The sequence below is a fragment of the Flavobacterium xylosi genome (assembly GCF_042787345.1).
In the GTDB taxonomy this organism is placed as follows: Bacteria; Bacteroidota; Bacteroidia; order Flavobacteriales; family Flavobacteriaceae; genus Flavobacterium; species Flavobacterium xylosi.
The window spans coordinates 127,356-152,779 of record NZ_JBHZPZ010000010.1 but is presented as its reverse complement, the minus strand read 5'-3'; the positions used below and the strand labels follow the sequence as shown (position 1 = coordinate 152,779).

Annotated in this window: 17 protein-coding genes and 1 pseudogene; 8 read left to right on the top strand and 10 right to left on the bottom strand. The window is 34.5% G+C overall.

Features of this window, described 5'->3' with window-relative positions:
- The 5 genes and pseudogenes from ACFX5E_RS10135 to ACFX5E_RS10115 form a co-directional block, all read right to left on the bottom strand.
- Positions 1–3,227, bottom strand: a pseudogene (locus ACFX5E_RS10135) (T9SS type B sorting domain-containing protein); the annotation flags it as partial.
- A 286-nt stretch (positions 3,228–3,513) separates the two neighbouring features.
- Positions 3,514–6,591 carry a PorP/SprF family type IX secretion system membrane protein gene (locus ACFX5E_RS10130; protein WP_379855077.1) on the bottom strand — a complete coding sequence of 1,026 codons (3,078 nt, stop codon included), beginning with the start codon at positions 6,589–6,591 and terminating at the stop codon, positions 3,514–3,516.
- Between the two features lies 1 nt (position 6,592).
- The gene (locus ACFX5E_RS10125; RefSeq protein WP_379855076.1) at positions 6,593–8,038 is read right to left on the bottom strand and encodes a T9SS type B sorting domain-containing protein; all 1,446 of its coding nucleotides are present in this window, start codon (positions 8,036–8,038) and stop codon (positions 6,593–6,595) included.
- Between the two features lie 95 nt (positions 8,039–8,133).
- Positions 8,134–9,423 (bottom strand): hypothetical protein, encoded by a 1,290-nt coding sequence (locus ACFX5E_RS10120; RefSeq protein WP_379855075.1) that lies wholly within the window; start codon positions 9,421–9,423, stop codon positions 8,134–8,136.
- Positions 9,424–9,617: 194 nt separating this feature from the next.
- Complete coding sequence (locus ACFX5E_RS10115; protein ID WP_379855074.1) at positions 9,618–10,061, bottom strand: hypothetical protein; 444 nt, start codon at positions 10,059–10,061, stop codon at positions 9,618–9,620.
- Between the two features lie 462 nt (positions 10,062–10,523).
- Between ACFX5E_RS10115 and ACFX5E_RS10110 the strand changes: the two genes are divergently transcribed.
- The 4 genes from ACFX5E_RS10110 to recA all read left to right on the top strand — a co-directional run bounded on the left by ACFX5E_RS10110 (position 10,524) and on the right by recA (position 13,828).
- The gene (locus ACFX5E_RS10110; protein WP_379855073.1) at positions 10,524–11,672 is read left to right on the top strand and encodes a DNA polymerase III subunit; all 1,149 of its coding nucleotides are present in this window, start codon (positions 10,524–10,526) and stop codon (positions 11,670–11,672) included.
- 4 nt (positions 11,673–11,676) lie between these two features.
- The gene (locus ACFX5E_RS10105; protein ID WP_379855072.1) at positions 11,677–12,060 is read left to right on the top strand and encodes a DoxX family membrane protein; all 384 of its coding nucleotides are present in this window, start codon (positions 11,677–11,679) and stop codon (positions 12,058–12,060) included.
- Between the two features lie 46 nt (positions 12,061–12,106).
- Positions 12,107–12,616, top strand: coding sequence for an acyl-CoA thioesterase (locus ACFX5E_RS10100; protein ID WP_379852661.1), 510 nt, complete (start codon positions 12,107–12,109; stop codon positions 12,614–12,616).
- Positions 12,617–12,820: 204 nt separating this feature from the next.
- Positions 12,821–13,828, top strand: coding sequence for a recombinase RecA (gene recA / locus ACFX5E_RS10095; RefSeq protein WP_073209530.1), 1,008 nt, complete (start codon positions 12,821–12,823; stop codon positions 13,826–13,828).
- A gap of 49 nt (positions 13,829–13,877) precedes the next feature.
- Here the strand turns inward: recA and ACFX5E_RS10090 are convergent, their stop codons facing one another.
- Complete coding sequence (locus ACFX5E_RS10090; protein ID WP_379855071.1) at positions 13,878–14,645, bottom strand: lysophospholipid acyltransferase family protein; 768 nt, start codon at positions 14,643–14,645, stop codon at positions 13,878–13,880.
- Positions 14,646–14,783: 138 nt separating this feature from the next.
- On the opposite strand from ACFX5E_RS10090, the gene trpS reads away from it, so the two are divergent.
- From trpS to ACFX5E_RS10075, 3 genes are all read left to right on the top strand, one after another.
- Positions 14,784–15,758 carry a tryptophan--tRNA ligase gene (gene trpS / locus ACFX5E_RS10085; RefSeq protein WP_379855070.1) on the top strand — a complete coding sequence of 325 codons (975 nt, stop codon included), beginning with the start codon at positions 14,784–14,786 and terminating at the stop codon, positions 15,756–15,758.
- Between the two features lie 225 nt (positions 15,759–15,983).
- Positions 15,984–17,426: a hypothetical protein gene (locus ACFX5E_RS10080; protein WP_379855069.1), complete on the top strand. Its 1,443-nt coding sequence runs from the start codon at positions 15,984–15,986 to the stop codon at positions 17,424–17,426.
- 26 nt (positions 17,427–17,452) lie between these two features.
- Complete coding sequence (locus tag ACFX5E_RS10075; RefSeq protein WP_379855068.1) at positions 17,453–18,241, top strand: hypothetical protein; 789 nt, start codon at positions 17,453–17,455, stop codon at positions 18,239–18,241.
- Between the two features lie 675 nt (positions 18,242–18,916).
- Here the strand turns inward: ACFX5E_RS10075 and dprA are convergent.
- Positions 18,917–20,017, bottom strand: coding sequence for a DNA-processing protein DprA (gene dprA, locus ACFX5E_RS10070; protein ID WP_379855067.1), 1,101 nt, complete (start codon positions 20,015–20,017; stop codon positions 18,917–18,919).
- Positions 20,018–20,119: 102 nt separating this feature from the next.
- Here dprA and ACFX5E_RS10065 point away from each other — a divergent pair, with 102 nt between their 5' ends.
- Positions 20,120–21,064 (top strand): HU domain-containing protein, encoded by a 945-nt coding sequence (locus ACFX5E_RS10065; RefSeq protein ID WP_379855066.1) that lies wholly within the window; start codon positions 20,120–20,122, stop codon positions 21,062–21,064.
- Positions 21,065–21,122: 58 nt separating this feature from the next.
- Here the strand turns inward: ACFX5E_RS10065 and ACFX5E_RS10060 are convergent, their stop codons facing one another.
- From ACFX5E_RS10060 to ACFX5E_RS10050, 3 genes are all read right to left on the bottom strand, one after another.
- On the bottom strand, positions 21,123–23,390 hold the full coding sequence (locus ACFX5E_RS10060) for a helix-turn-helix domain-containing protein (protein WP_379855065.1): 2,268 nt from the start codon (positions 23,388–23,390) through the stop codon (positions 21,123–21,125).
- A gap of 309 nt (positions 23,391–23,699) precedes the next feature.
- Entirely contained in the window at positions 23,700–24,314 is a 615-nt protein-coding gene (locus ACFX5E_RS10055; RefSeq protein ID WP_379855064.1) for an OmpH/Skp family outer membrane protein, read from the bottom strand.
- Between the two features lie 246 nt (positions 24,315–24,560).
- A complete protein-coding gene (locus ACFX5E_RS10050; protein ID WP_379855063.1) occupies positions 24,561–25,409 on the bottom strand; it encodes a class I SAM-dependent methyltransferase in 849 nt (282 codons plus the stop codon).
- Positions 25,410–25,424 lie beyond the last annotated feature (15 nt).

Genomic DNA, 25,424 nt, shown 5'->3' with positions numbered 1-25,424 from the left:
TCAATACTATAGGTATATCCTGGGGTACCTCCACCAACTCCTTGTGCTTGTATAGATCCTGGGGTAGTACAAGTATATGGAACCAAAATAACTGCCGTACCTGTGATGGCTGCAGGTATGCCGATATTTATAAGCTGCGGAGTGCTAAAACAAACAGAAGTTCCAACTGTATATTCTACAACAACATTATAATTCCCTGCTGCAAGAGCATTAAATACATTTGAGTTGAAAAAGGTAACACCATTGTAAATACTATATCGTAAAGCATTTCCGTTTGCATTGCTAACATTTACGGTTATCGTTCCCGTGTTATTAGCCGTTGCACATAAAACATTCGTTTTAGCTATTGTATATACGGGTGGTAACGTTGCTGAAACCGTAATTGTTGTCGGTGCTTTGCAGTTTTTACTGTCAAAAACGTCTATAGTATAAACACCTCCCGGAGGCAATGGATTTGTAACCGTAATTTGTGGTGTGTTTTGGAAATCGGTAGTACTATTTACATAATACGTATAAGGAGGCGTGCCTCCTACCGGATAAACCGTAATCTCTCCATCTGTACAGGTGAGTGCCTTCGTCAGTGCCGAAGTTGCCGTTAATACAGGAGGGTTAATTATTTGAATATCCTCCGAATATTTACAACCGTCATCTGTCGAAACCTTTGCTGTATAGGTTCCTGGGTTCAATCCTAAAAATTCATACTCATTTGCTATTATAGGTCCCACACTATTTATTAGTGTTGCTCCTTGATAAATACTGAAATAATATTGCGGACGCACATCATTAGCAATCAGTTTTATGGCTCCCTTATCTCCGTTACAAAACGGTTGTGTAACAATGGTAGTAACTGTAAAATTCCTTTGTCTAATAAGAATATCAGGAACTGAAAAAACACATGGGTTTGTATTTACCCCTATTTGTTTAATGTAAACCGTATAAATATTAGGAGTGGTAATAGAAAAAACATTCGAAACTTGGTATGGACCAGCGGCATTCAAACTGTATTCGTATCCGGAAGGGACACCTCCTACAGTTATTTCGCCAGGCGTATTACAAATAATATCTCTGGAAGTAGCCGTTGGGTTCAATAAGTTTTGATAGACATTAAAATAGAAAATACTAAAACAACCCCCAACATAGTTTATGATAATCCTAAATTGACCCGAAGTATTTGCGGTATAATTTGGACCTGTTCCCACTTGATTCCAAGTACATCCTGCGTTTACATTGGCACAATTATCGACAGTCATTGCTGCACAACTGGATTCATTTAATTTTTGCCAAACAATTGATGCTGCATCACTAATTCCTGTGGTAATGGATCGAGTGGCATTGGCTCCACATAAGAAAATATTAGGCAATACTTTTCCATCGTTCGGACAAATAGGCAATGCATCTGCAAAAGGGATTACCGGATTAGTGTTTGTTGCTCCAAAATAGCTAACCGTTATTTCTTCAACAATACTCTTACAAGTTGCCGGGGCAGTGTTATGGACATAGTAAACCCCTGTTTGAGTTACCGTAAGCGTTTGACCGGTTCCAATGACCGGCGAACCGGTCGGACTTTTTGACCAAGAATAACCAGTATAACCATCTGAAGCTTTCAATATCGCACTTGTCCCACATAAAATTACATTTTGGGTAAATTTACAATTGTCAATATTCACCAAAAAATTTGTGGATGAAGGGGAGCCTAATTTACAGGCAGTAGCGGCAAAACTTCCTTCCTCTTGAACTACAGTTGTATTAATTACACCTTGATATGTTGCAAAAGCCTGGTTCTTTATTTCATTGGAACAAGCCGTTACCAAGCTATTACAATCGGGAACTACTCGTACATTTAAACGTATCGTATAAATACCATCATTAACTTCCACTGAAGTATTTGGAATATTGAAAATAAGTGTTCTTGTTGCCGGATCGTAGGATTTCAATGTTGCTCCTCCAGCATTAGTATAATCTATATCAGTTTGAGGGTTAAAAATAACATTTATAGGAAGTATGTCTTTTATGGTAAAGTTTTTGACGTTATCATTACCTACGCTTTGGTAGCTAATTTCATATGTTAAAAACTGTCCTAAAGACACATTGCCACCACCAACATTAGTTCCTGAAGAATTTTTTACTATTTTGGTGAGGTCTATTTTTGGCGCTATAATATCTACGGCGTAAGCACCAAAAAAGACAAAAACAGGATCAGCTTGTCCTTTGGCCACTTGCAATGTAAAATCGGTTGATGTCTGATTATGATCAATATACTCCGGGTTTGCTCCATTAACTTCCAAAACACCGGTATCATATCCCAAGGTGTTGGTTCCGGAAGGATTTCTTGGGGTTGAAACTCCATTAGTATTTTCTATTGTAGAGATGAAAAAATTATTGGCAGGCCGTAAAGGGGTTACAACTTGCTTTGTTCCAAATTCCAGTTTAGTAGCTCCTTGCGGTTTATCCCCATCTAAGGCAGCATAGGCAAATTGTAAATCTACAGGTCCTGTTGGGGGTGTTACAAAACCCGTAACCGGAATTTTTTCAAAATGAGATGCATATATATGGCTAAAACCATCAAAGACATTAAATGATTTCATGTGAAGGCTAGGATCTTCGTACACTACAAAAAGGGTCCATCCAGCTGACAAACCGGTTGTCCCATTAGAACCCTCACTCGAGATTATATCAGCCACAGTATAAGTTCCACTTAAATTTGGCAGACCAGCCAACAAACTGGTCACATCGGCATAACAGGCATACGGTTTATTTGAATCTGGAATTATAGGGGCGGCGACGGCGTCATAAATTACCTCTCCGTTTATAACACTATAAGTTGATGCCCCGGGCAATTTTAATTTTACCTTATTTATGTTCGTTCTACTTCCACTCTGAAGCATTGCACCCCAATACAAAGCAGCATAAGAAACTCTATAACAAGTGGTGAGGGTACCATCTTTTTGTTTTGGAATTAAAAGATCCGCGCTACTGGAACTGAAAGTTGAGCCATCCCCATCAATATCTATATACTTCATAGATATATTTTGATTGGCTTTGGTGTTATCGTTAAATGGAAGATTGTCTTTCCCTAGAATATTATTTCCCGCAACAATCATTTTTCCTCTTATATCGATCTTTTTCCTTACCGAAAAAGTCTTGAAGGTTTGAGAATAAGATGCTTCGTTCAGCAATAGCAATACAAATATAAAACCGGCTTTTAAAAAAACAGATTTTTTGAACATATTTAACAATGAAATCCTTTCCGATTTAATTGTATCGCTGGAAAATAAAGACACAAAATAAAGGACAAATTGCCTAAATAAAATATAATTATTAGTTACAAAGAATGTAACAATTAGTAGGTAGTTTTTTAATTTCATTGGGGTAAAATTATTTTATCAGGCATATTGCCTGAAGATTTTTATTATTTTAAACTAACTCTTAGGGGCATAATAGTTAATCTAAAATTGTACAAACTGATTTATATTTTTTAAATAAATTGTTACTGTTTTTCCATAACTGATTTTATTAATTTTCAATTTTAGCTATTGTCATCTTACCATTATAAGGCTTACTTCCTTTTGATTGTAATGCTTTTTTAGCTTCTTCTATTGTATCAAATTTATCATAGTAAATGAAATATTTACTGGTATTAATATCGTAGAAGAAATCTATATTTGATTGTCCTGCAGCAACTGATTTTGTTAAAAACTCATCTCTTTTAGCCACATCATTATGTACTGCTACTACTAAATAATAACCACTATCAACATTTTTGATGTTTTTTAGAATTTGCATATTAGACTGCTCATCACCGAAATCAAAATTTTCTGCCTTTAGACTAACTGAACTAATAGGAGTTGTCTCTTTAATTCGGCTTAATGTCGCTTTATCTTTCAAATACCTTGTTTGATCATTTTCAAAACCTGCACGTTTAATTCTTCTTTTTTTCTCAATTTCTGTCTCTACTTTAATTTTTTCTAATGAAGAAATTAAATTCGTGTTTGACTGTATTACTTTTAATTGTTCGCTTTTTAATGTTTCAATTGTTTTTAAATAAAATTGATTCGTTTCATCATTCTTATTAGTCACTTTTTTAAGTCTCTCTTTGTATAAGTTATCTAACTCTATAATCTTTCCGGTTTGAGTTTTGTTAACCTCCGCTAATTCAAGTTTTAAAGCTTCTAATGCGCTGTTTTCACCAGACACACTTTTGAAAGCCTGAGGTTCTTTGAAAATCCCTTTGTCACTTAAATCATTCTCTTCTTTTAAATCTTTAAGGGCTTTTTCCTTATTAGCTACCGATGCATCGAGTTTTGCCAATAATTGTTGCTGAGTATTTTTAGAATCTTCAATAAATTTGGTCAAATTATCCATAGATCTGACATTAGCATCCTTAGGTATAGCCGCTAATTTTGCTTTCATATCAGCATCAGCTTTGGCTTTAGCATCCGCAGCTATTTTCGCTTGAGCAATAGCGTCGTCTTTCGCTTTAGCATCTGCAGCTAATTTTGCCTGTATGTCAGCATCCGCTTTGGCTTTAGCATCGGCAGCTATTTTCGTTTGAGCTAGAGCATCGGCTTTTGCTTTGACATCCGCAGCTAATTTTGCTTGAGCTAGAGCATCCACTTTGGCTTTGGCATCCGCAGCTAATTTTGCTTGAGCAAGGGCATCCGCTTGAGCTTTAGCATCTGCTGCTAATTTCACTTGAGCAAGGGCATCCGCTTTGGCTTTAGCATCCGCAGCTATTTTCGTTTGAGCTAGAGCATCGGCTTTTGCTTTGACATCCGCAACTAATTTTGCTTGAGCTAGAGCATCCACTTTGGCTTTGGCATCCGCAGCTAATTTTTCTTTCATGTCAGCATCCGCTTTGGCTTTAGCATCTGCTGCTAGTTTCGCTTGAGCTAGAGCATCAGCTTTAGCTTTAGCATCTGCTGCTAGTTTGGCTTGGGCAAGAGCGTCGTCTTTCGCTTTAGCATTCGCAGCTAATTTTGCTTGAGCAAGAGCATCAGCTTTGGCTTTAGCATCCGCAGCTAATTTTGCTTGAGCTAGTGCATCCCCTTTGGCTTTGGCATCCGCTGCTAATTTGGCTTGAGCTAGTGCATCCCCTTTGGCTTTGGCATCCACTGCTAATTTGGCTTGGCCAAGAGCATCAGCTTTGACTTTCGCATCTGCAGTTAATTTCGATTGGGCTAGAGCATCAGCTTTGGCTTTGGCATCCGCGGCTAATTTGGCCTGGGCTAGAACATCTGCTTTTGCTTTGGCATCCCCAGCTAATTTTGCTTGAGCTAGAGCATCCGCTTTGGCTTTAGCAGCAACATCCAACTTGGTTTTAGAATCTATAACAGGTTTTGCTTTGACCTGAGCATCCGCAATTAGTTTGGCTTTGGCGGCAACATCAGCATCTAGCTTGGCCTTAATAGCAACATCAGCCACTAGTTTAGCTTTTGCAAAGGCTACAGAATCCAAGTTGGCTTTAGTATCAGCAGCTAGTTTCGCTTTGGCTTCGGCAATTTCTTTAAGTTTAAATAATCGGATTTCTTCTTTTTCAGCAATCATCGCTAGTTTAAGTTCCTTTAATCTTTGAGCATCAATTGGAGATAAAATTGTAGATTCTTTTGCGGGAACTACTTTTTTTGGTTCTGCAGGAGAAATAATAGATCCTTCTTCTTCGTCATCTCCATAATAGTAGTTGTTACTTTTAAATTTATAAGCCAAAACTATTTCATGTGAAGATCCAAAATTTGATAAATTACCGGTTGCATTTTCAAAATTATATTCAATAGAAATTTTTGGAGTGATATTCAACCCTATTCCTCCGGACACCCCATAAACTGTATTATAACCTGCTTGCGCCCATATTCCTTTTGGAATAGTAAACATCATTAATCCTGAAATAATGGTTTTATCCTTTTTCAACTCTGTCTTAAGTAGACCAGAAAATTTACTTTTATTAAAAAAACCATAAGTGTCTAAATATCCCGTATGCATAATGTGGATTTCAATACTTTTTTCGGGATCATCTTCAACTATCTTCGAAGTTCTAAGATTATATAAGAACAAATTATTTGCAGATAGACCAAAATCAAGAAAAGCCGTTCCATAGTTTATACCGGGATTTACGGTAATTAAAGAATTTGACGGTACATTTTCTAATGATGGATCTGGATAATTTGTAATAACCTTGGATTTATTTAACCCACTTTTATAGAAACCTACATTTATTCCAAAAGTTAAATTACTATCTTCTTGAAGAATAACATTATGAGCAAAATTTGCAACAGCACCAAAAGTGGTTAAAACCCCATAATTCTGCTGGAATAGACCTATACCGAGCCCTTCGTTCTCTCTAAATCTTCCAGAATAGCTTGCTAAATAGGTTTGTGGGGCATCCTCAAATTGCACCCACTGTCTTTTATTATAAAAACTAATACTTGTACTTTGTTCTCTTACAAAACTAAAGGTTGGATTTATAAGGAATCTATTAAACTTAATAGAATTTCTGATAGGTAATGAAAACGAAACAACTCCATCCTCATGGTCTTGAGAATAGAGTATCTGAAGCGTTCCGTAAAAAAATGCTATGAATATTAACGTTTTCTTCATATTATTTTAATACCGTTATTGAACCCTTTTTTACTTTATTATCTTGGGTGGTTATTATGTAATAATACACTTGATTTACATTTTTAAAATCCAATTTGTTTTCGGGCCAATTATTTTGATAATCATTTGTTTTAAGAACCGTTTCTCCCAGCGAACTCAGCAATACCACTTCCGTGTTTGTTCCGCTTACATATTCTTGAGGGATAATCCATGTATCATTTATACCATCATCATTAGGACTTATTAAATTTGGTATGTTTATAACATCTGGAAATGGATTGGGATCAACTGTAGAGTTCACAACAAAAGAAATTTCGCTTGAAGTAATACATCCTGTCGTTTGAGTAATTTCAACCTTATAACTTCCTTTGTTTTTCACATCATAAGTACTTCCTGAAGCGCCTGTAATAATAGCTCCATTTAAATACCATTTATAATCAGGATTTGAAGCTGATGTGGTTACAATTACTGCAAGGGTTTCGTCTGGCGAAATAGTATTTGTATCCGGAATATTGATACTGCTAGAGAATTGATAATCTTGTAAATTGATAGAAGCATTAGCCACACAAGTGCCAAAATTAACAGCTACAGAATAACTTCCTATCTGATTAGTCACATACGTTTGGCTTGTTGCTCCTGATATAGGTAAACTGTTTTTATACCATTGATAATTATTGCCAGCTGATGTCGTTAATGTTGTAGAACCTGCACTTGAACAAAAAGGATTTCCAAGACTGGAGGTTATTGTAGTTGCAGCTGTAGAGGTAGCCTCGTTTACGGTTACCCTATTTGAATAGGAATTTGAAGTGCAGGTACCATAATTAGTCTCGACATAATATTTTCCCGGTTGATTGACGTTCAAGCTTTGCCCGGTAGCTATAGGTGTTAAACTTGGTTCCTTAAACCAATTATAAGTTAATGAAGGATATTTTAATGGGGAATCATTAGAACCTACACCAGGATTATCTATTGTTAAAACATAACTCCCACCAGAACAATAAGTAGCGGTCGAACCAAAATTATTAATTGAGAATGGTGTGTCTTGCGCTTTATAATAGGCAGCAAAAGCAACAGAATTAGGACCAGTAGCTGCTGGACTTGTGCTTCTTATTCTCAGTCTATATTTTTCTCCGGCTGTTGTAATCGGCACTGAAAAAGTCAAAGTTGCAGGAGAAACCGTGACAGCGCCCGCTCCAGAAGTAAAAACGACTTTGGGACTGTTAAAACTTCCGTTTGGATCTGATAACTCTACTATAAATTGATTTGTAGCACTCAAACCCGCAACTGGTGAAAAAGAAAAGGTTACATTAAAAGTATTAAAACTTGGATTAGCACAAATTTGACTAAAAGGTAGAGTGGGCGTTCCTATAACTATTTGAGCATCTATACTATTGGCTAAAAGTAAAACAAAAAAACAAAAAAAATATTTATTTAAAAGAGTAATCATTTTGCATTTTTTCTTTATTTCATCTAATTCCGATACATAACAACCCTATTAAAACTTTTTGTTTGAGATAAAATCACTCGAAAGTAGTAATTGTTTTAATGATTATTTAATGCTGTTATTTTAGCAATTCGTAATCTAAAATCAGGTCTTTTCTCATTTAAGAGGTCAATAAATGTTTCCTTATTATCACTTTGAGAGTACACATTAGAGAATGCACTATTGCCGTACCAATTCTCTAAATCTTCGTTATTAGAGTTGAATTCTGTAAAAATATTCCCCTTGCAAAAATTGAAATACATTGCTTCAAATTTTATTTTTTTTAGATTTTCCCCGTTAATTTCTATTTTATTATTCAATAATACTGCGGGATTAAAACCAGAAATTACACTTCTTTTAAATTCGACAGAAGAATTTTCTGCAATATATACGGCTTCTTTGACTAAGCCAGATTGAATATCAACATTAAGGTTTTCACTATTATTAATCAAGGTTAAATTTGTTGCAGTAACCAATGTTTGTTTTTTAGTAAAATCAACTTCTTCTTTTTTATCATAAGAAGCAACATCTATACATCGAGAACCTGAATTGCTAGTTAAATAAGAAGACCGAATTGCTAACGAGTTATCAATACGGCATTGTGTTCCAAAATTAAATTTATAATCATCACTACTTGACTTCAAGGAAACCATCTTATTCATATTAAGATCTCCACCAAGTACTTCAACTGAATTTCCGGCAGAAAAGCTGATCATTATGTTTTCTAATATCGTCTTATTGCCGACACCTGCTAATAATAAAGCATTAAAATTACCTAACCCTTTAATTTTTTTTCCGGCAAACTCAATTCTTACGAATCTTAAAACACCAGAATTACTACTTGAGTTTGCACCACCATAAGAAGTTAAAGAATTATCTAAATCATAATTTACAGATGAAGCGCTTCCAAATTTATTAGTTGGGGCATCTCCCAATATAATTATTCCCCCCCAGTCTCCTGCTTTTTTGACACTTCTGTTTGAAGTAAAAACGATTGGATCGGTCTCTAATCCTTCGGCAAGAAGAGTAGCGCCTTTTGTAATAACAAGACAAGCACTAGATTCGTAGTCCCCGATTATAACGGTTCCTGGCTCAATAGTAAGAATAGCATTATTTGTTACAAAAACACTTCCCTGTAATCTGTAGATATTTTTCTTGAGTAATTTTGTATTTACTGCAATATTACCCGCCAATATTTGATTGGCTTCACCATAATCAACTTTATTCGGTTTAAATTCGGTCCAGTTATTTAACCAGTTGGTAGAACCTGTTATTCCTTTTTCTTGTTGTGCATTTACACTACAAATAACTAAAAGGAACATCGATATAATTTGAGTACAGTTTTTCATGGGATAAAAGATAATAAGTTAATACTATGGACAATTTGGATTAAAAAAAACTCGTTATACATTTTCTGAATTACTTCAGAATAATCGATAACGAGTTTTAAAAAAAATTAATATTCGATTACCGCTACAATATTCTCATAAAAATTACTAGTTAATAAAAATTAAAAAGGACTTAAATTAATCCTAATTGATTATTACATATCATTAAATTCATGTAATGATTTCAATGTATTTTCATAAAACAAAATAGCTGCTATTAAATTACCGGTATCTGAGTAAGGTACCATTCTCCTTTGAAACGCAACGGTTACATCAAGAAAATTTGTAGTAATTTCATCTTGTTCAGCTAATATTTTTCTATTATCTGCGTCATTAGGAATTCCTAAATCAGTCATAGTTACACCTGGTTTTGTAGCTAAGGCAATATAAGGCAATGTTTTAACAAGAACTTTTATACGTTCTATATATAATTCTAATAATTCCCCCTTTTTCATCCCTTGCAACTCTTTCCTATCATGGTATTTTCTTATTAATGCGTTCATACTAATAATACTCTTAGGAGCATTTTTATCTTGCGCCGAAACAACACTACTTACCATCAAAAAAAACACACTAAAAAAAATAACTTTCCCTTTCATAATTATAATTTATCAATTAATTTATCAAACAAAAATATACAATAAAACTTAATTTGCAACTTTGTAAATATTTTTTTTGACTACAAAGGATTACAAAAAACAAAAAAAAATGCATTGTATCTGACAAATTTGCTCTTTGTCGAAAAGCCTCTTTTATTACTAAACAATTGATAATCTACAAATTAGCCTATGGTTATATGATTATTGAAAACTCTAAAAAGAATATTAATTCTCCCAATTTAATTTTTAATTATTAATATTAACCCTACACTTTAACGAGATCAAACTGTTAATTTTCAACAAATAATGAATTTTCTTGTATATTTTAAAGTTAAATTTTTCATTAAAAAGTTAAATTTTATCATAAAAAAACACAAATTATCCGTCAATTAATACTTTGCTTTTTCTGAAACTTTACACCTGAAAATTTTAGACTAAACCATTTTCTTATATCTTTGCTTCATGCAATTTTCAGAAATTTTAGGTCAAGAACATATTAAAAGTCATTTGACAAAAAGTGCTAATCTGGGCCGAATTCCTCACGCACAATTGTTCGTTGGTCCCGAAGGAAGCGGCACTTTAGCTATGGCAATTGCTTATGCGCAATATATTATCTGCAGTAATCAAAACGCCGAGAACTCCGGTTCAAATGAAGCTTGTAACCTGAAATTTAATAAAATTTCTCATCCGGATTTGCATTTTATTTACCCGACTGTAAGCACCGAAGAAGTAAAAACAAAACCAAAAAGTATCGATTTCATTACAGAATGGCGACAGTTTTTAAGCGAGAATCTTTACGGAAGTTTATTTGATTGGTATCAGACTCTTGGCGTTAAAAATAAACAGGGCGAAATTAGGGTCGACGATGCACAGGAGATCCTAAAATCTTTGGCTTTAAAATCCTACGAAGGAGGATACAAAGTAATGATCATTTGGATGGCTGATAAATTAAACACTGCCGCTTCCAACAAATTATTGAAATTACTGGAGGAGCCTACTGATAAAACCGTTTTCATCTTGATTTCTGAAAACGAAGAAGATATCATTCAAACGATTCGTTCCCGTTGTCAAGTTTTACACTTTAATGGTTTACCCGAAAAAATTATTGCCGAAGCATTGGTTTCCAAAGAAAATATTGAATCTAAAACGGCTGTAAAAATAGCGCACCAAGCACAAGGAAATTATAATAAAGCACTTCAATTATTGCAACCGGACAGCGAATCTGTTTTTTTTGAACAATGGTTTGTCGATTGGGTTCGTGCCGCTTTTAGAGCCAAAAGAAATGCCGCAGCTATTCAGGATTTGATTCAATGGAGCGAGCAAATAGCAGGTTTGGGAAGAGAGACTCAAAAAAAGTTTTTACATTTTTGTATCGATATGTTCCGTCAGGCATTGTTATTGAATTATCAAACTCCAAATTTAGTTTATATAGAACCGCAAGTAGAGAAGTTCAAACTCGAGAATTTTGCGCCCTTTGTCAATGGCAATAATATAAATGATATCTTTCAGGAACTTTCGGATGCGATGTATCACATTGAACGCAACGGAAATGCAAAAATAATTTTAACCGATTTATCAATCAAACTTACCCGTTTAATTCACAAAAAATAAAAACATGAACAACATTACTTCTATTTTAATTTTAATTTTTTTGGCTATTACTTTTCTTCAATCCGGTTACGACAAACTGTTTTATTGGAAAGATAATGTCGATTGGTTAAAAGGTCATTTTGCAAAAACCCCATTAAAGAATCAAGTACCTTTAGCCTTGTTTAATATTTTAATTTTAGAATTAATCTCCGGTATTTTATGTGTTGTTGGCTGTATCGAATTATTTATAAACAACGGAAGAATTTTTGGCTTTTACGGAGCTGTTTTTTCTTGTGTAACCTTACTAATGTTACTTTTCGGACAACGAATGGCTAAAGATTATGATGGCGCCAGAACTATTGTTATTTATTTTATCCCAGCTATACTGGCTGTGTACTGGTTAAACTAAAAAACACAAATCCTATTAAAAAACAGTAATTACATTGACACAAAAAATGACACCAAAACATCCTTCCGAATCTTTAACGACATTAACTGATTTAGTTTTACCAAGTGAAACCAATCCTTTGAATAATCTTTTTGGCGGTGAATTATTAGCCCGCATGGATCGTGCAGCAAGCATCGCGGCAAGAAGACATTCCAGAAGAATTGTAGTTACTGCATCAGTAAATCATGTGGCTTTTAATAGAGCTATTCCTTTGGGAAGTGTAGTAACTGTTGAAGCTAAAGTTTCCAGAGCTTTCAAGAGTTCAATGGAAATATATATTGACATTTGGGTTGAAGACCGAGAATCTGGCAACAAAACCAAGGCTAATGAAGCTATTTATACTTTTGTCGCTGTAGATGACACCGGACGACCTGTGGAAGTTCCTCAAATCGTTCCGGAAACAGAGCTTGAAAAACAACGTTTTGATGCCGCCTTACGCCGCAAGCAATTGAGTTTGGTTTTAGCCGGAAAAATGAACCCTCATGATGCTACTGAACTGAAGGCATTGTTCCTGTAAAAAAGAAAATAATTTATTGTCTTTTAATACAAAATAAGAGTTGAAAAATATTTTCAAAAGAGAAATTTCACATCAAAAAAAGAAGTATTTTTACGAAAACTTAGATTACTCAAAATGAAATTTTCAGGGGAATTATTCATCCTGTCAGTTTTTTACGATTATAAAAAATAATACAAATAGATGAAAGAAAAGGTAAAAGAGAAGATGAGTACAGAGAAAGAAGCTAAATTAAAAGCGTTACAACTTACGCTAGACAAATTAGATAAAACCTACGGGAAAGGTACAGTGATGAAAATGGGGGACAAAGCCATTGAAGAAGTAGAAACTATTTCTTCAGGGTCTTTAGGAATCGATTTAGCCTTAGGAGTTGGTGGATATCCAAGAGGAAGAATTATTGAAATATACGGTCCAGAATCATCTGGAAAAACAACTTTGACACTTCATGCCATTGCTGAGGCTCAAAAAGCAGGCGGAATTGCTGCATTTATAGATGCTGAACATGCATTCGACAGAAATTACGCCGAGAAATTGGGTGTAGATATTGAAAATCTAATCATTTCTCAACCAGATAATGGAGAGCAAGCATTAGAAATTGCGGAGAACTTGATTCGTTCAGGGGCAATTGATATTGTAGTAATTGACTCCGTTGCGGCTTTGACTCCAAAAAGTGAGATTGAAGGCGAAATGGGAGATTCTAAAATGGGTCTTCATGCACGTTTGATGTCTCAAGCATTACGTAAATTAACCGGAACGATCAGTAAAACGCATTGTACTGTTTTCTTTATCAATCAATTGAGAGAGAAAATTGGAGTAATGTTCGGAAATCCAGAAACTACAACTGGAGGAAACGCCTTGAAATTTTACGCTTCGGTACGTTTAGATATTCGTCGTTCTACTCAAATTAAGGATGGAGATAACGTACTTGGAAACAGAACCAAAGTAAAAGTGGTGAAAAACAAAGTGGCTCCGCCATTTAAAATCGCTGAATTTGATATCATGTACGGTGAAGGAATTTCAAAAACTGGAGAAATTTTAGATCTTGCCGTTGAATTTGAAATCATCAAAAAAGCGGGATCTTGGTTTAGTTATGGTGAAACCAAATTAGGACAAGGACGTGATGCTGTGAAGTCTTTAATAAAAGACAATCCAGAATTAGCGGATGAGCTTGAAGAAAAAATTAAAGCCAGAATAAAAGAATTAGCAGAAGCATAAAACTAAAAAAGAGTTCACTACGGTGGACTCTTTTTTTATATGATCGTTTCTAAAAAGCAAACTTATTCTCATCTTCAGTCCTCTCAAATTCCTGCAATTGAGAATAAATAACGTCCCTTACTTCTTCCCGAATTTCTTTTCTATTGTCTGCTGTTTTACCCAACGTTTCCACATGAGAATGCATTTTAACTCGCATAAGTCCTGGGCTCCCACTAAAAAAAGTATATGAAAATCTCTTTTTATTATCTGCAAAAGTGATAGGAACTATTGGTATTTGATGGTCAATTGCTAATCGGAAAGCACCGTCTTTGAAAGTGTCCAATAGAACAGATTCATCATCTGGAACTCCGCCTTCGGGGAAAATACAAATACTCAATCCTTGATTGATTCGTTTCTGAGCGCGATTAAAGACTTCCATTTTACTTTTTGAAGAACTTCTGTCCACCAAAATACAGCTTCTTTTATAGAAAAAGCCAAACAACGGAATTTTTGAAAGTTCTTTTTTGCCCACAAAAACAAAAGGATTTCTAGTCAGGGCAAGCATCAGCATTATATCGCCCATAGAAGTATGATTGGCAACAATCATATAACTTTTTTGCTCTTTCATTTCTTGGCTTTTATCTATTTTATAATAAAAACCCATCCCGAAAAGAATGAATTTTGCCCAAATTCGGGCCATCTTAAAAAAGTAAGGATAGCCGCTTTCAGTCAGAATAGAAAGTACTAAAAAAGGAAACATAACTAGTATGGGAATGGCCATTAAAATATAAAACCACACGCGCCAAAGTGTCCAAAAAATAATTTTTAATCCTCTCATAATGCCAAAAGTAAGGAATCGAATGCAAATAGTAGAAAAAGAATTCAATTTGGCAACTTTAGTGTTAGAAAAAAATTACAATCCATGCGAACTTTGCGAAAAATTTTGTGAACTTTGCCGTTAAAGTTAAAAATTACAATGGCAAAAATACTTACCGGCGTACAAAGTACAGGAACACCTCATTTAGGAAACTTACTTGGCGCAATTATTCCCGCAATAGCATTATCAAATAAATCTGAAAATGAATCGTTTCTTTTCATTGCCGATTTGCACTCCATAACGCAAATAAAAAACGGCGAAACATTAAGAACAAATACCTACAGTACTGCAGCGGCTTGGCTTGCCTGTGGTTTGAATGTAGATAAAGTCGTTTTTTACAGACAATCTGATGTACCACAAACAGCGGAATTATCATGGTATTTAAGCTGTTTTTTTCCTTTTCAACGCTTGACATTAGCGCATTCTTTTAAAGATAAAGCGGATAGACTAGAAGATGTCAATGCTGGCTTGTTCTCCTATCCTATGTTGATGGCTGCCGATATTTTATTATACGATGCCCAATTTGTTCCTGTTGGAAAAGACCAACTGCAACACCTTGAAATTACTCGTGATGTAGCCTCTCGTTTCAACCACCAAATGGGGGAAACGTTTGTGATTCCAGAGGCGATAATACAAAAAGACGGTATGTTGATTCCGGGAACCAATGGAGGAAAAATGAGTAAATCAGCGAATAATATTATCAATATTTTCCTGGATGATAAATTCTTACGCAAACAAGTAATGAGTATTGAAACCGACAGCACGCCGCTTGAAGATCCAAAAAATCCAGAAACCTGTAATGCGTTTGCCATTTATAAATTATTGGCCAATGAAGAACAAATAGCCACAATGACTGCCAATTATCTGGGTGGAAATTATGGTTACGGTCACGCCAAACAAGCCCTGTTTGAATTGATAACAGAGACATTCAAAACAGAAAGAGAAAAATACAATTACTATATGAATAACCTTCCTGAAGTGGATGCACTGCTTAAAATTGGAGCTGGTAAAGCTGCAGTTGTTGCCAATGGCGTTTTAGGGAGAGTAAGAGAAAAATTGGGATTTAAGGTTTAACAATCAATTTTTTAAACCATATAGTCACATAAGTTTTTTTAAGTTTATTACTTCACAAAAGCTTATATGACTTATATGTTACAAATAAATCGCATTTATAGCAATCCCTTTTTAGTTTAATGACTGGAAAGGGATTTTTTTTTAATATCACTAAAAGTGGGTATTGTTTTTACTGTTTTCGTTCTATAGTTTTGACTAACCTTTTTTTAAAGAAAAACACTATATTTGACCAAACCATTTTATGAAAAAATTATTTACCACCCCCATTTTTTAGGATTATTCTTTTTTTTAACGCTTTTTTCCTGTACCAAGGATGATTTAGAAAATAATTCGACAATCTCGATTACCAATCAACTAAAAAACGATTTAAAACTGGATCAGTTTGCCAATAAAAACCTTTCTGACAACTTAATTATAAATTGGGAAAGTCTTACTAAAACTGAAAAGGACGATTTTGAAGTTTATGAAATTGAAGTCAATGAAAAAAATCCAGCCATAATAAAATCTAATTTATTCCAAAACGAATTAAAATACGAGTTGATAGCCATAAAAAAAGAGGGTGAGATGCATTCCTATTTAATTGAAGCATATTCCAGTTTAAATCATACTTTATATTCTAATTCCATACAAAACCTTAAAAACTTTACCGGTACGCTTAACGTGTATGAATTAAATGGGAACTTAATTGGCCAGCTTGTGGTATATAACGGAAATAGCAAGAATCCTTTTGGAAAGAGTTCTTTAACGGCACTAAATGAGGCTATTAATTTATATTGCGTACAAAAAAACACAACCAGCAGGGTGCCGGTGTGTACTTTATCAGAACATGTATATACTGTATATTCTATTTATACTCATCATTATATATCTGTTACTGTTGGGACATATACTCAATATAATTATGCATATACCACTGTTGAGACCTTCACCATAAATGAACTTATGAGTGTTCCTTGTGGTGGATCTGAAGATTCCTATGATATCGTTAAAAGAATAAGTTCGTATAGGGAGGTTATTGATGTCCAAATTACTAATGAGCTTACTGGAAAAGCAAAATGTCTAAATGATTTGCTAGACAAAAATGGAGATTCTTTTGTCAAAAATTTATTAGCTAACTTTGAAGGAGAATCAGAATTTAATATTCAAATTGTTTCTAAGGATAATGTGTTTTCGACAGAAACTGGTTTAGAAATTAACGGGAAAACTTTACCTCCAAAAAACAACGTAATAGTTATAGAAATCAGTACTTCTAGAACAAATTTGAATTCGTCTTTAGATGCAGCAAGAACCATCTTGCATGAATACATCCACGCCGATATCTTTAGAAAACTAAATACAACATCCGGTACAACAGGAGAAAGATTGGATTTTAAAAATACGTATGAAGCATATGGAAATCAACACGGCACCATAGCAGGATTATATCTCAATAGTATGAAAGAAGCTTTAAAAGGATTTCATAAAACTGCTCTTATAGATGATTATAATATGTATATCAATTACTATGGAGAAGCACCAAGCGATGCTTTTTATGAAGCGCTGGCTTGGAGCGGTCTAAGAGAAAATAATGTTAAAGCCTGGGCCGATTTACCCGCCGAAAAAAAAGCAGCAATAGAAGCACTAGCTAGTAGAGTTGATCGTTTTAGCAGAACTGTTCCTTGCCCTTAACGAATTATTATAAAACTATTTGATTTATGAAAACACATATTTTAGTTATATTATCGCTTTTTTTTCTTAACTCTCTAAAGGCTCAAGAAAAATCAAAAGACACACTTTTTTTTAACATAGATAAATATTACACAATATCTCCTACAATAATTCCAAATCTTTCGAAACAAACTTATCCTGAAAGGATGGTAATTGAAAAACAGCAAATGAACCAAACAAAAACAAATGGCTATATATTCTTTGTTGGTAATGGTTTTTTAACAAAAGGGCTAAAGCCAAAAAAAGTCCTATCTATAAAAAACTACATTGAAAACAGAAAATTCTATTTTGATGGAAAATATAACCGAATAATAGACAAATGGAAACTAAAAGATTCATTGACCGATAAATACATAATATACTTTGTCAATGGCAATGAATTTATCCAGCCTAGATATTTAGAGTATCATTCTTACTATCCAATTGGTAAAGGAGAAAATGCCATTACCAATAAGATAAAAGATACACTTTTTTTTAAGTTGGATAGTTATTATGTTTATGAATCAAAGATTACTCCTGGGAGTTATTTAATTGAAGATAGTAAAGGGAGTGAAATCATTTTCTTTGAGAAAATGAAAACCATATTTGGTCTGAAGCCAAAAAAAGTACTGCATCTTAAAGAATTTGTAAGACACTCAAAATTTTTTGATGAAAATAAATTTGTTAAATTAGATTATTTTGGACTTAGTCAATATCTTAATAATTATGAAGTATTTATAATTAAAAATAATAATGAATATCTTCATGTAAATACAACCACTGTAATTTATGATTGATATGCTTTGATAATGTGCCCACTGGCGCCCCCACTCACCGAAGTGTTACTATGAAAATCTGCGCAAATGTCCCAGCTGCTCGAAGTATTCTAAAAAAACGCTCTTAAAACTGCGGGCTGCTGTGCGAAAGTCTCCGACTTCGCACCCACTCCAAATACCCTGATGCAAATACAGTTATTTATAAAGTGATTTCCAAAAATTATATGAAAACTTAGACCTAACAGGTTTTAAAAATCTGTTAAGTCTAAACAAACCTTATCTCTTGCAAAACGAATAATTCAAACAGTAGTATTACAAAACGTAGTTCCTGTTTTATTGTGCTGAAAACAAAACGTTCTCACCTAGCCCAGATAGTAGTGAAAATCCTCTTGTGCCAGGGTTTGGCATAAGAGATTGTAACGGACAGCGGGACAACTAGTGTTCCCGATAGCGCGGATATGTCTTGACGTACGATAGCGCGGATTTGCAATCCGTGCCCTGTAGTATCTAGACAAGATGAGAAAAAAAGAATGAGAAAATATATTAGGATTGACGATTGAATTGGGCACGGATTGCAAATCCGCGCTATCGGGTTTTGAGGTTTAAAAATCTTTTTTTAACCATATAAGTCATGTAAGTTTTTCCAGTTTGAAGTAATATTATTTCACAAAAGCTTATATGACTTATATGTTAAAATCAAATCGCCTCAAACAATTTACCCGGCAAAGGCCGTATGACGCCTTTCAGTTCCATATTCAACAGCATTCCTGAGATTCTATAAATAGGAAAATCACAGCGCAGTGCAATAATATCCATTAGTTCTTTTCCCGTTTTTAAAAGGTAATCGTACACTTTTTGCTCGTCATCATCTAAGCTTACAAACAATTGTTTTTGTACCGGTTTTGTTTCTTTTTGAATGTCCCAATTCAAAATATAAATCAAATCCGCTGCACTAGTCAAGACGTTTGCTTTCTGGGTTTTTATCAGGTTGTTGCAGCCTTGACTGTATTTGTCCGTAACACGTCCTGGAACGGCAAAAACATCGCGGTTGTAATCATTGGCCATGTTGGCCGTAATCAACGAACCGCCTCTATCTGCGGACTCAATTACGATGGTAGCTTCAGACATTCCCGCTACGATTCTGTTTCTTTTTACGAAGTTTTCTTTATCCGGATTCGAGGAACTCCAAAACTCGGTCATGAATCCTCCGTTTTCTTCCACTTTAGCGACGTATTTTTTATGGGTTTTTGGGTAAATTTGGTTCAAACCATGAGCTACAACACCTATTGTCTGTAAATTATTTTCCATTGCCAATTGATGCGCCACGATATCAACTCCGTAGGCAAAACCACTTACAATTATGGGATCCAGCGTCGCTAAATCTTCTATTAATTTTCTGCAAAATTCAGTTCCGTAAGACGTAATTTGTCTTGTCCCCACGATGCTGATTATTTTCCTGTTTTTTAAATTGATATTTCCCGATGTAAATAATAAAAGAGGGCCATCAATACAATGTTTTAATCGTTCGGGATAATCTTCGTCCTGAAAATAAACCGCATTGATTTCATTCGCTTTTATAAACTCCAGTTCCTGAGTTGCTTTTTCAAAAACCGATTTGTCCTTTAAATTTTTCAACAAAACAGATCCTACTCCATCAATAGCAGCTAGTTGCGATGCTTTTGTATTAAAAACTGCTTCCGCACTTCCAAAATGGGTAAGCAGTTTTTTGGCCATTATGTCGCCCACTCCTTCTATTCTTTGCAATGCCAATAAATAAAATAAATCTTGTTCGTTCATAATAACTATTTGAAACTGAAATGTATAAAATTTAAAGCGGATTGTTAATAAAAATTGTGAATAAAATTTTGATAAGTATATTCGTTGTATAACTTTGTAAGTATGAAAATCGAACTATACATCGCGCAGCTTTTATACCGTTATCAATGTGTAACCGTTCCGGGTTTAGGAGCTTTTTTGACCGAAATTCAATCGGCTCAACTGAATGAAAGCTCGAATTCATTTTCTCCTCCAAAGAAAATGATTTCTTTCAATGCCAATCTTAAGAACAATGATGGTTTATTAGCCAATCATATCGCTCAAGCCGAAAAGACTTCTTATGAATATGCCGTTAGCGCTATTCAGTATGAAGTTTTCAATTGGAAAAAAGCATTAAAAGAAAACGGTTTTTATGGTATAAAAAATGTAGGGGATCTGTGCCTTAATGCAGATTCTAATTTAATATTTACTCCATACGACCAAACCAATTATTTGACTAATTCTTTTGGTTTAAGTCCGTTTGTTTCCCCACTTGTGAAAAGAGAAATCTTCGAACAAAAGATACAGGCAATTGAAGAAAAAGAGCCAATTGTTTTAATTCCGGAAACAAGAAGAATGAATCCGTATTTAAAATACGCTGCCATTTTTGTACTAGGACTAGGTTTAACGGGAAGTGTTGGTTATCCAATATACCAAAACCAAATTGCAACCCAAACTACACTTGTTGAAACGGCTGTTCAAAAACAGGTTCAAAATAAAATACAAGAGGCTACTTTTTTTATCGAAAGTCCAGTTCCGGCTGTAACGCTATCCGTAAAATCAGCTGCCGAAGTAAAAATGTCCTATCATATTATGGCAGGCGTTTATAGAGAAGAAAAAAATGCACAAAAAACGTTTAATCAATTAACTCGTTTAGGATACAAAGCCCGCCGAATCGCTCCGAATAAACATGGATTGTTTCCTGTACTTTACGGAAGTTATGCCACAATTGCAGAGGCTGAAAAAGCAAAACAAGAAATTCAGAAAAAACACAATCCTGAAGCTTGGATATTAATTCAATCACTATAATAACAAAAAAACCTATTCTGAATGAATAGGTTTTTTGATAGCTTTTCTGTAACGATACTTAATTCAAACTCGCCTTATACATTCGGGCCTCATCCCAAGTGAATTTTTCACTGTTTTTTTCCATCAATGCATTCAAGGATTCTTCCTTATATCCTCTAAAAGCATCGGCTAATTCCTGTATTCTTTCTTGAGGCAAAACCTCCTTTATATCTATTGCTTTTTCTTGAATCAATTTGACGAAATGACTGTAAATCGTCTGTTTTGTAAGCACTCGTATGGTTGCAATATCTTGAATAGAATTCTTCTCAACCCACAATTCATAGGTTTCCTGAACTGTTGATTTTTTTGGTGCTTTCTTAGCCGCCTTTTTCGAAGTATATCGCTCTACATCTTTTTCATCATCAATCAAAGTGACATTTACATTTTTGAATTCTTCCCGAATCGCATCCGTTTTTTTGGTTATATATTGCTTTATTTCTTCTGATGTCAGTTTTTCTTTCGAAATAGTTTCGCCAGACACAACGGTTTCTATTAATAATTTGGCCTTCATTAAACGCAAAACCGCTTTTGTTTGCAACTCTTCCAAAACGATTAATTCATCGTAATAGGCTTTTGCTTTCTTGATGCGTCTCACTTCTTCTAATTTCCAAAGGATTTCGTAAACCAATTTATCCATTGGAACCAGAAAATAATGGAATGCCGCCTGTATTCTATCAAAAACATGATTTAAATCGACTGTTTCTTGGGCAAAGAGTTTATTCAATTGCAAAATGAATTTTTTGGATGGTTCCAAAAGTTGATCGATACTTTCCGTTTGCTTTTTAGCCCAAAGCGACTGTTTTGATTTTGCTGAACTCTCCGATTTATCGTTGTAACTGTATTGATGATTGCGCCATTCTTGCGCCAAATCTTGCCAATCGAAGGTGTTAATCAGGTAGTTATGAATGAAATTTTTAGTCTCTAAATGCAATGCATTCTTTAATATTTCATCAGAAGCTTTATTTAGTGAATAATCCATCACATCCTGATCATTCGAAATCCCATTCATCCGCAACGGAGACAGCAAAATAAGCCCCTCTAACGAGCGCAAACGCGACAATGCCACATATGCCTGTCCTGGAAGAAAAACTTGCGAAACATCGAGCGCAGCTTTGTCAAACGTTAATCCCTGACTCTTATGCACGGTTATCGCCCAAGCCAACTTAATGGGATAATGAACAAAAGTCCCCAAAACTTCTTCAGCAACTTCCTTGGTCGTTTCGTCTATTTTATAGCGAATGTTTTGCCATTCATATTTTTCGACTTCTATGGTTTTGTTTTCTTCTGGAAAATGAACTAGGATTTCATGGCTCGATAGCGATTTAATCACACCCATTTTTCCATTGAAATAATTTTTATCAAAAGACAAATCATTTTTTACAAACATTACTTGCGCGCCAATTTTCAGTTTTAAGTGTTCCTCCACCGGAAAAATCTTATCGGGAAAATCGCCTACAATTTCAGGTCTATACGTTACTTCCTTGCCCATCAAATCTTCCAAAGCTTGGGCATTCATTGTATCTGCTTTGACATTATGCGTGGTCAGGGTAATGTAGCCTTTATTGGCTTTTAAATCAAAATCCGGTTTCACATATTGATTTAAGGCTTGAATATCTTCCTGCGAAATCTGATTGTTTCGTAAATTATTTAAGACCGCGATAAACTTATCGTCCGTTTGACGGAAAATTTTAGACAATTCAATGTACAACGGCGGGTTTTGTTGTACCACATGCGAATGGAAAAAGAACTTTCCCTTGTAATAATTGCGAAGTGTACGCCATTCTTCATCGCGGATTACCGGAGGTAATTGCAACAAATCACCAATAAATAATACTTGAACACCGCCAAAAGGAGTATTCCTTTTGCGAACGCTTTGCATCATATAATCCATGGCATCCAGTAAATCAGCACGAAGCATACTGACTTCATCAATAATCAGCAATTCCATATTGCGAATCACCGATTTCTTCAAACCGCTCATTTTGAAATGCCTGCGCAAGGTAGCTTTGGTTTCAAATTTAGTGCTTTCAGAAAATTGAGGCGATGAATTATCCGGAATAAACCCTCCAAACGGCAACTGAAACATGGAGTGGATTGTTACACCGCCAGCATTTAGCGCGGCAATTCCCGTGGGCGCCACAACTACAGTATTCTTGTGTGTGGTTTGGATAATTTCTCGCAGCAGCGTGGTTTTTCCAGTCCCTGCTTTCCCTGTAAGAAAAACAGATCGATGTGTTTGATTGATAAATCGTAAGGTATAAGCGGCGGCTTCTGAGATGGTTTGCATTAGGCGTGTATATATAAAGCTAAAGTATTGAAAATTAGGAATACTATTTTAATTTTGGAAAACATTTTTTGTTAATAATTCCAAGGTTTTTTAGCCCAGATAGTCCTGAAATTTCGGGAGAAATCCTCGAAATTTAGAAAGTGATTTTTTCTGGCCGGAAAAGAGCGACCGTAGGAAGCTCTTTTTATGGGTAAGAAAAAACGCTTTCTAAACGAGAGATCAAGCGGATAGCTGGATATAGCTTCCCAAAAAAAAAGCCCTCAATCTAAATCTAGATGAAGGCTATATTTTGAATTAATAGTAAAAAAATTATTTCTTAGCTACTGCTTTTTCGTCTTTTGGAGCAGCAGCTTTGTATTTGTCGTTCAAAGCTTTAATAATTAATTTTGTGATATCATATTTATCTTCGGCATATAAAATAGAGGCAGCATCACCAGTACCGTAGATATAAGTGTATCCATTTTCTTTACCGTACGTTTTGATGAATTTTTTCACACCGCTTACTAAAGAATCCATTTCTTTACCACTTTCTTGTTGCAATTCCTGAGACAAGGCTTGTTGTGCATAGCTCAATTGTTGCTCTCTTTTTTGTAATTCAGCACCTTTTTGTTGTGCCCAAGCCTGACCGTTTGCTTGTGCCTGCGCTTGAAAACCAGCTGCTTCTTGCTTGAATCTTGCGATTTCAGCATCTAGTTGTCTTCCTTTTTCTTCTGATTTAGCTTTGTATTTAGCTTCAAGATCTTTTGCTTCTGTATATTCTTTCATTAACACTGAAGTATCTACGTAAGCTGTTTTTACTTCCTTAACTACAGTGGCTGGTTTATTACAAGATAGTATTGTAATTGAAAGTGCGATAATGACTAATGCTTTTTTACTCATATTTTTAATATTTCTTTTTTGGTATTCGTGAATCTTCGATTTCATTTGCTGAATTTCTAATTTTTTAAGTATGTGTGACAAAAATATAAAAAAATAAGCACCATTGACATAAAGTTTAAAAAATGCCCATTTATTTGTGCTATCAATTTTTGTTATTGTAATTTTTTTATTAATAATTTAATGTTATCAAAACCCGATTCAATAACTTTCGTATAAAAGAACTTCTCGCAAAAGACAGCATTGCACTTGATTTAAGGTAAAAACTTGGCTTAAATACGCTTAAAACGAGATTTAGCTGTTTTTTATGATGTAAATATGAGATGAATACTCCAAATTCTTCTTGGCTTTCCAATTCGACTGTAATCCGACGAAAAACGCTTTTATAAAATTCATTTTCCCCGTTTTATATTTTTCTGAAAGCAAGGCAACGTAAAAAGAATCAAACTTCATAGGAAGTACTTTTACCAGTTTCATTCTTTCTTTTTGGAAAAGAGACTGTATCGCCGTTTTTGAAAAATGCCAAAAATGAATAGGCACATCATAAGCGGCCCAAAAATTTCCGTAATGTTTTGCATCGAAAGATTTGAAATTCGGTACCGCAATAATTAAAGTCCCATTTGGTTTTAACAGTCGTTTCAATTCTTTTATCTGTTCGTCTAAATTAGGAACGTGTTCCAGAACGTGCCACATTGAAATAACATCGAAAGATTGATTTTCCAATTCCGTTGTTTTTTCGACAAAAGCAACGCCTTTGTTTTTTGCAATCGCTTTTGCTTTATCGCTTGGCTCCACTCCTATTGTCTGCCAACCGTTTTGTTTTGCCACCGATAAAAAATCTCCTGTTCCTGCTCCGATATCCAAAATTCTTCCTTTATCCGGTTGAAGTGAATTAATCAAATCAAGTTTGTTTTTTAAAGCTATACTTTTTACAAAATGATATGCTTTTTCGAACAACGAACGTTTACTGTCTGTGTGCGAAATATAATCTACGCTTTCGTAATACTTTCCTAAATTTTCTAAACTAGGTTGTGGAGATGTAATCAACATGTCCAAATCTTCGTCATGATACAAATCAAATGTTTCTTTAGAAACGGAATAATCTTTAACGGTTAAAAAATGCTTTTTGTTTGAAATGTCCATTTTTAGTTTTCAGTG

What these genes read in the sequence shown, in the direction of transcription:
- ACFX5E_RS10130 (WP_379855077.1), bottom strand. Translation starts at nt 6,591, where the DNA reads ATGAAGAAAACGTTAATATTCATAGCATTTTTTTACGGAACGCTTCAG.
- ACFX5E_RS10125 (WP_379855076.1), bottom strand. Translation starts at nt 8,038, where the DNA reads ATGATTACTCTTTTAAATAAATATTTTTTTTGTTTTTTTGTTTTACTT.
- ACFX5E_RS10120 (WP_379855075.1), bottom strand. Translation starts at nt 9,423, where the DNA reads ATGAAAAACTGTACTCAAATTATATCGATGTTCCTTTTAGTTATTTGT.
- ACFX5E_RS10115 (WP_379855074.1), bottom strand. Translation starts at nt 10,061, where the DNA reads ATGAAAGGGAAAGTTATTTTTTTTAGTGTGTTTTTTTTGATGGTAAGT.
- ACFX5E_RS10110 (WP_379855073.1), top strand. Translation starts at nt 10,524, where the DNA reads ATGCAATTTTCAGAAATTTTAGGTCAAGAACATATTAAAAGTCATTTG.
- ACFX5E_RS10105 (WP_379855072.1), top strand. Translation starts at nt 11,677, where the DNA reads ATGAACAACATTACTTCTATTTTAATTTTAATTTTTTTGGCTATTACT.
- ACFX5E_RS10100 (WP_379852661.1), top strand. Translation starts at nt 12,107, where the DNA reads ATGACACCAAAACATCCTTCCGAATCTTTAACGACATTAACTGATTTA.
- recA (WP_073209530.1), top strand. Translation starts at nt 12,821, where the DNA reads ATGAGTACAGAGAAAGAAGCTAAATTAAAAGCGTTACAACTTACGCTA.
- ACFX5E_RS10090 (WP_379855071.1), bottom strand. Translation starts at nt 14,645, where the DNA reads ATGAGAGGATTAAAAATTATTTTTTGGACACTTTGGCGCGTGTGGTTT.
- trpS (WP_379855070.1), top strand. Translation starts at nt 14,784, where the DNA reads ATGGCAAAAATACTTACCGGCGTACAAAGTACAGGAACACCTCATTTA.
- ACFX5E_RS10075 (WP_379855068.1), top strand. Translation starts at nt 17,453, where the DNA reads ATGAAAACACATATTTTAGTTATATTATCGCTTTTTTTTCTTAACTCT.
- dprA (WP_379855067.1), bottom strand. Translation starts at nt 20,017, where the DNA reads ATGAACGAACAAGATTTATTTTATTTATTGGCATTGCAAAGAATAGAA.
- ACFX5E_RS10065 (WP_379855066.1), top strand. Translation starts at nt 20,120, where the DNA reads ATGAAAATCGAACTATACATCGCGCAGCTTTTATACCGTTATCAATGT.
- ACFX5E_RS10060 (WP_379855065.1), bottom strand. Translation starts at nt 23,390, where the DNA reads ATGCAAACCATCTCAGAAGCCGCCGCTTATACCTTACGATTTATCAAT.
- ACFX5E_RS10055 (WP_379855064.1), bottom strand. Translation starts at nt 24,314, where the DNA reads ATGAAATCGAAGATTCACGAATACCAAAAAAGAAATATTAAAAATATG.
- ACFX5E_RS10050 (WP_379855063.1), bottom strand. Translation starts at nt 25,409, where the DNA reads ATGGACATTTCAAACAAAAAGCATTTTTTAACCGTTAAAGATTATTCC.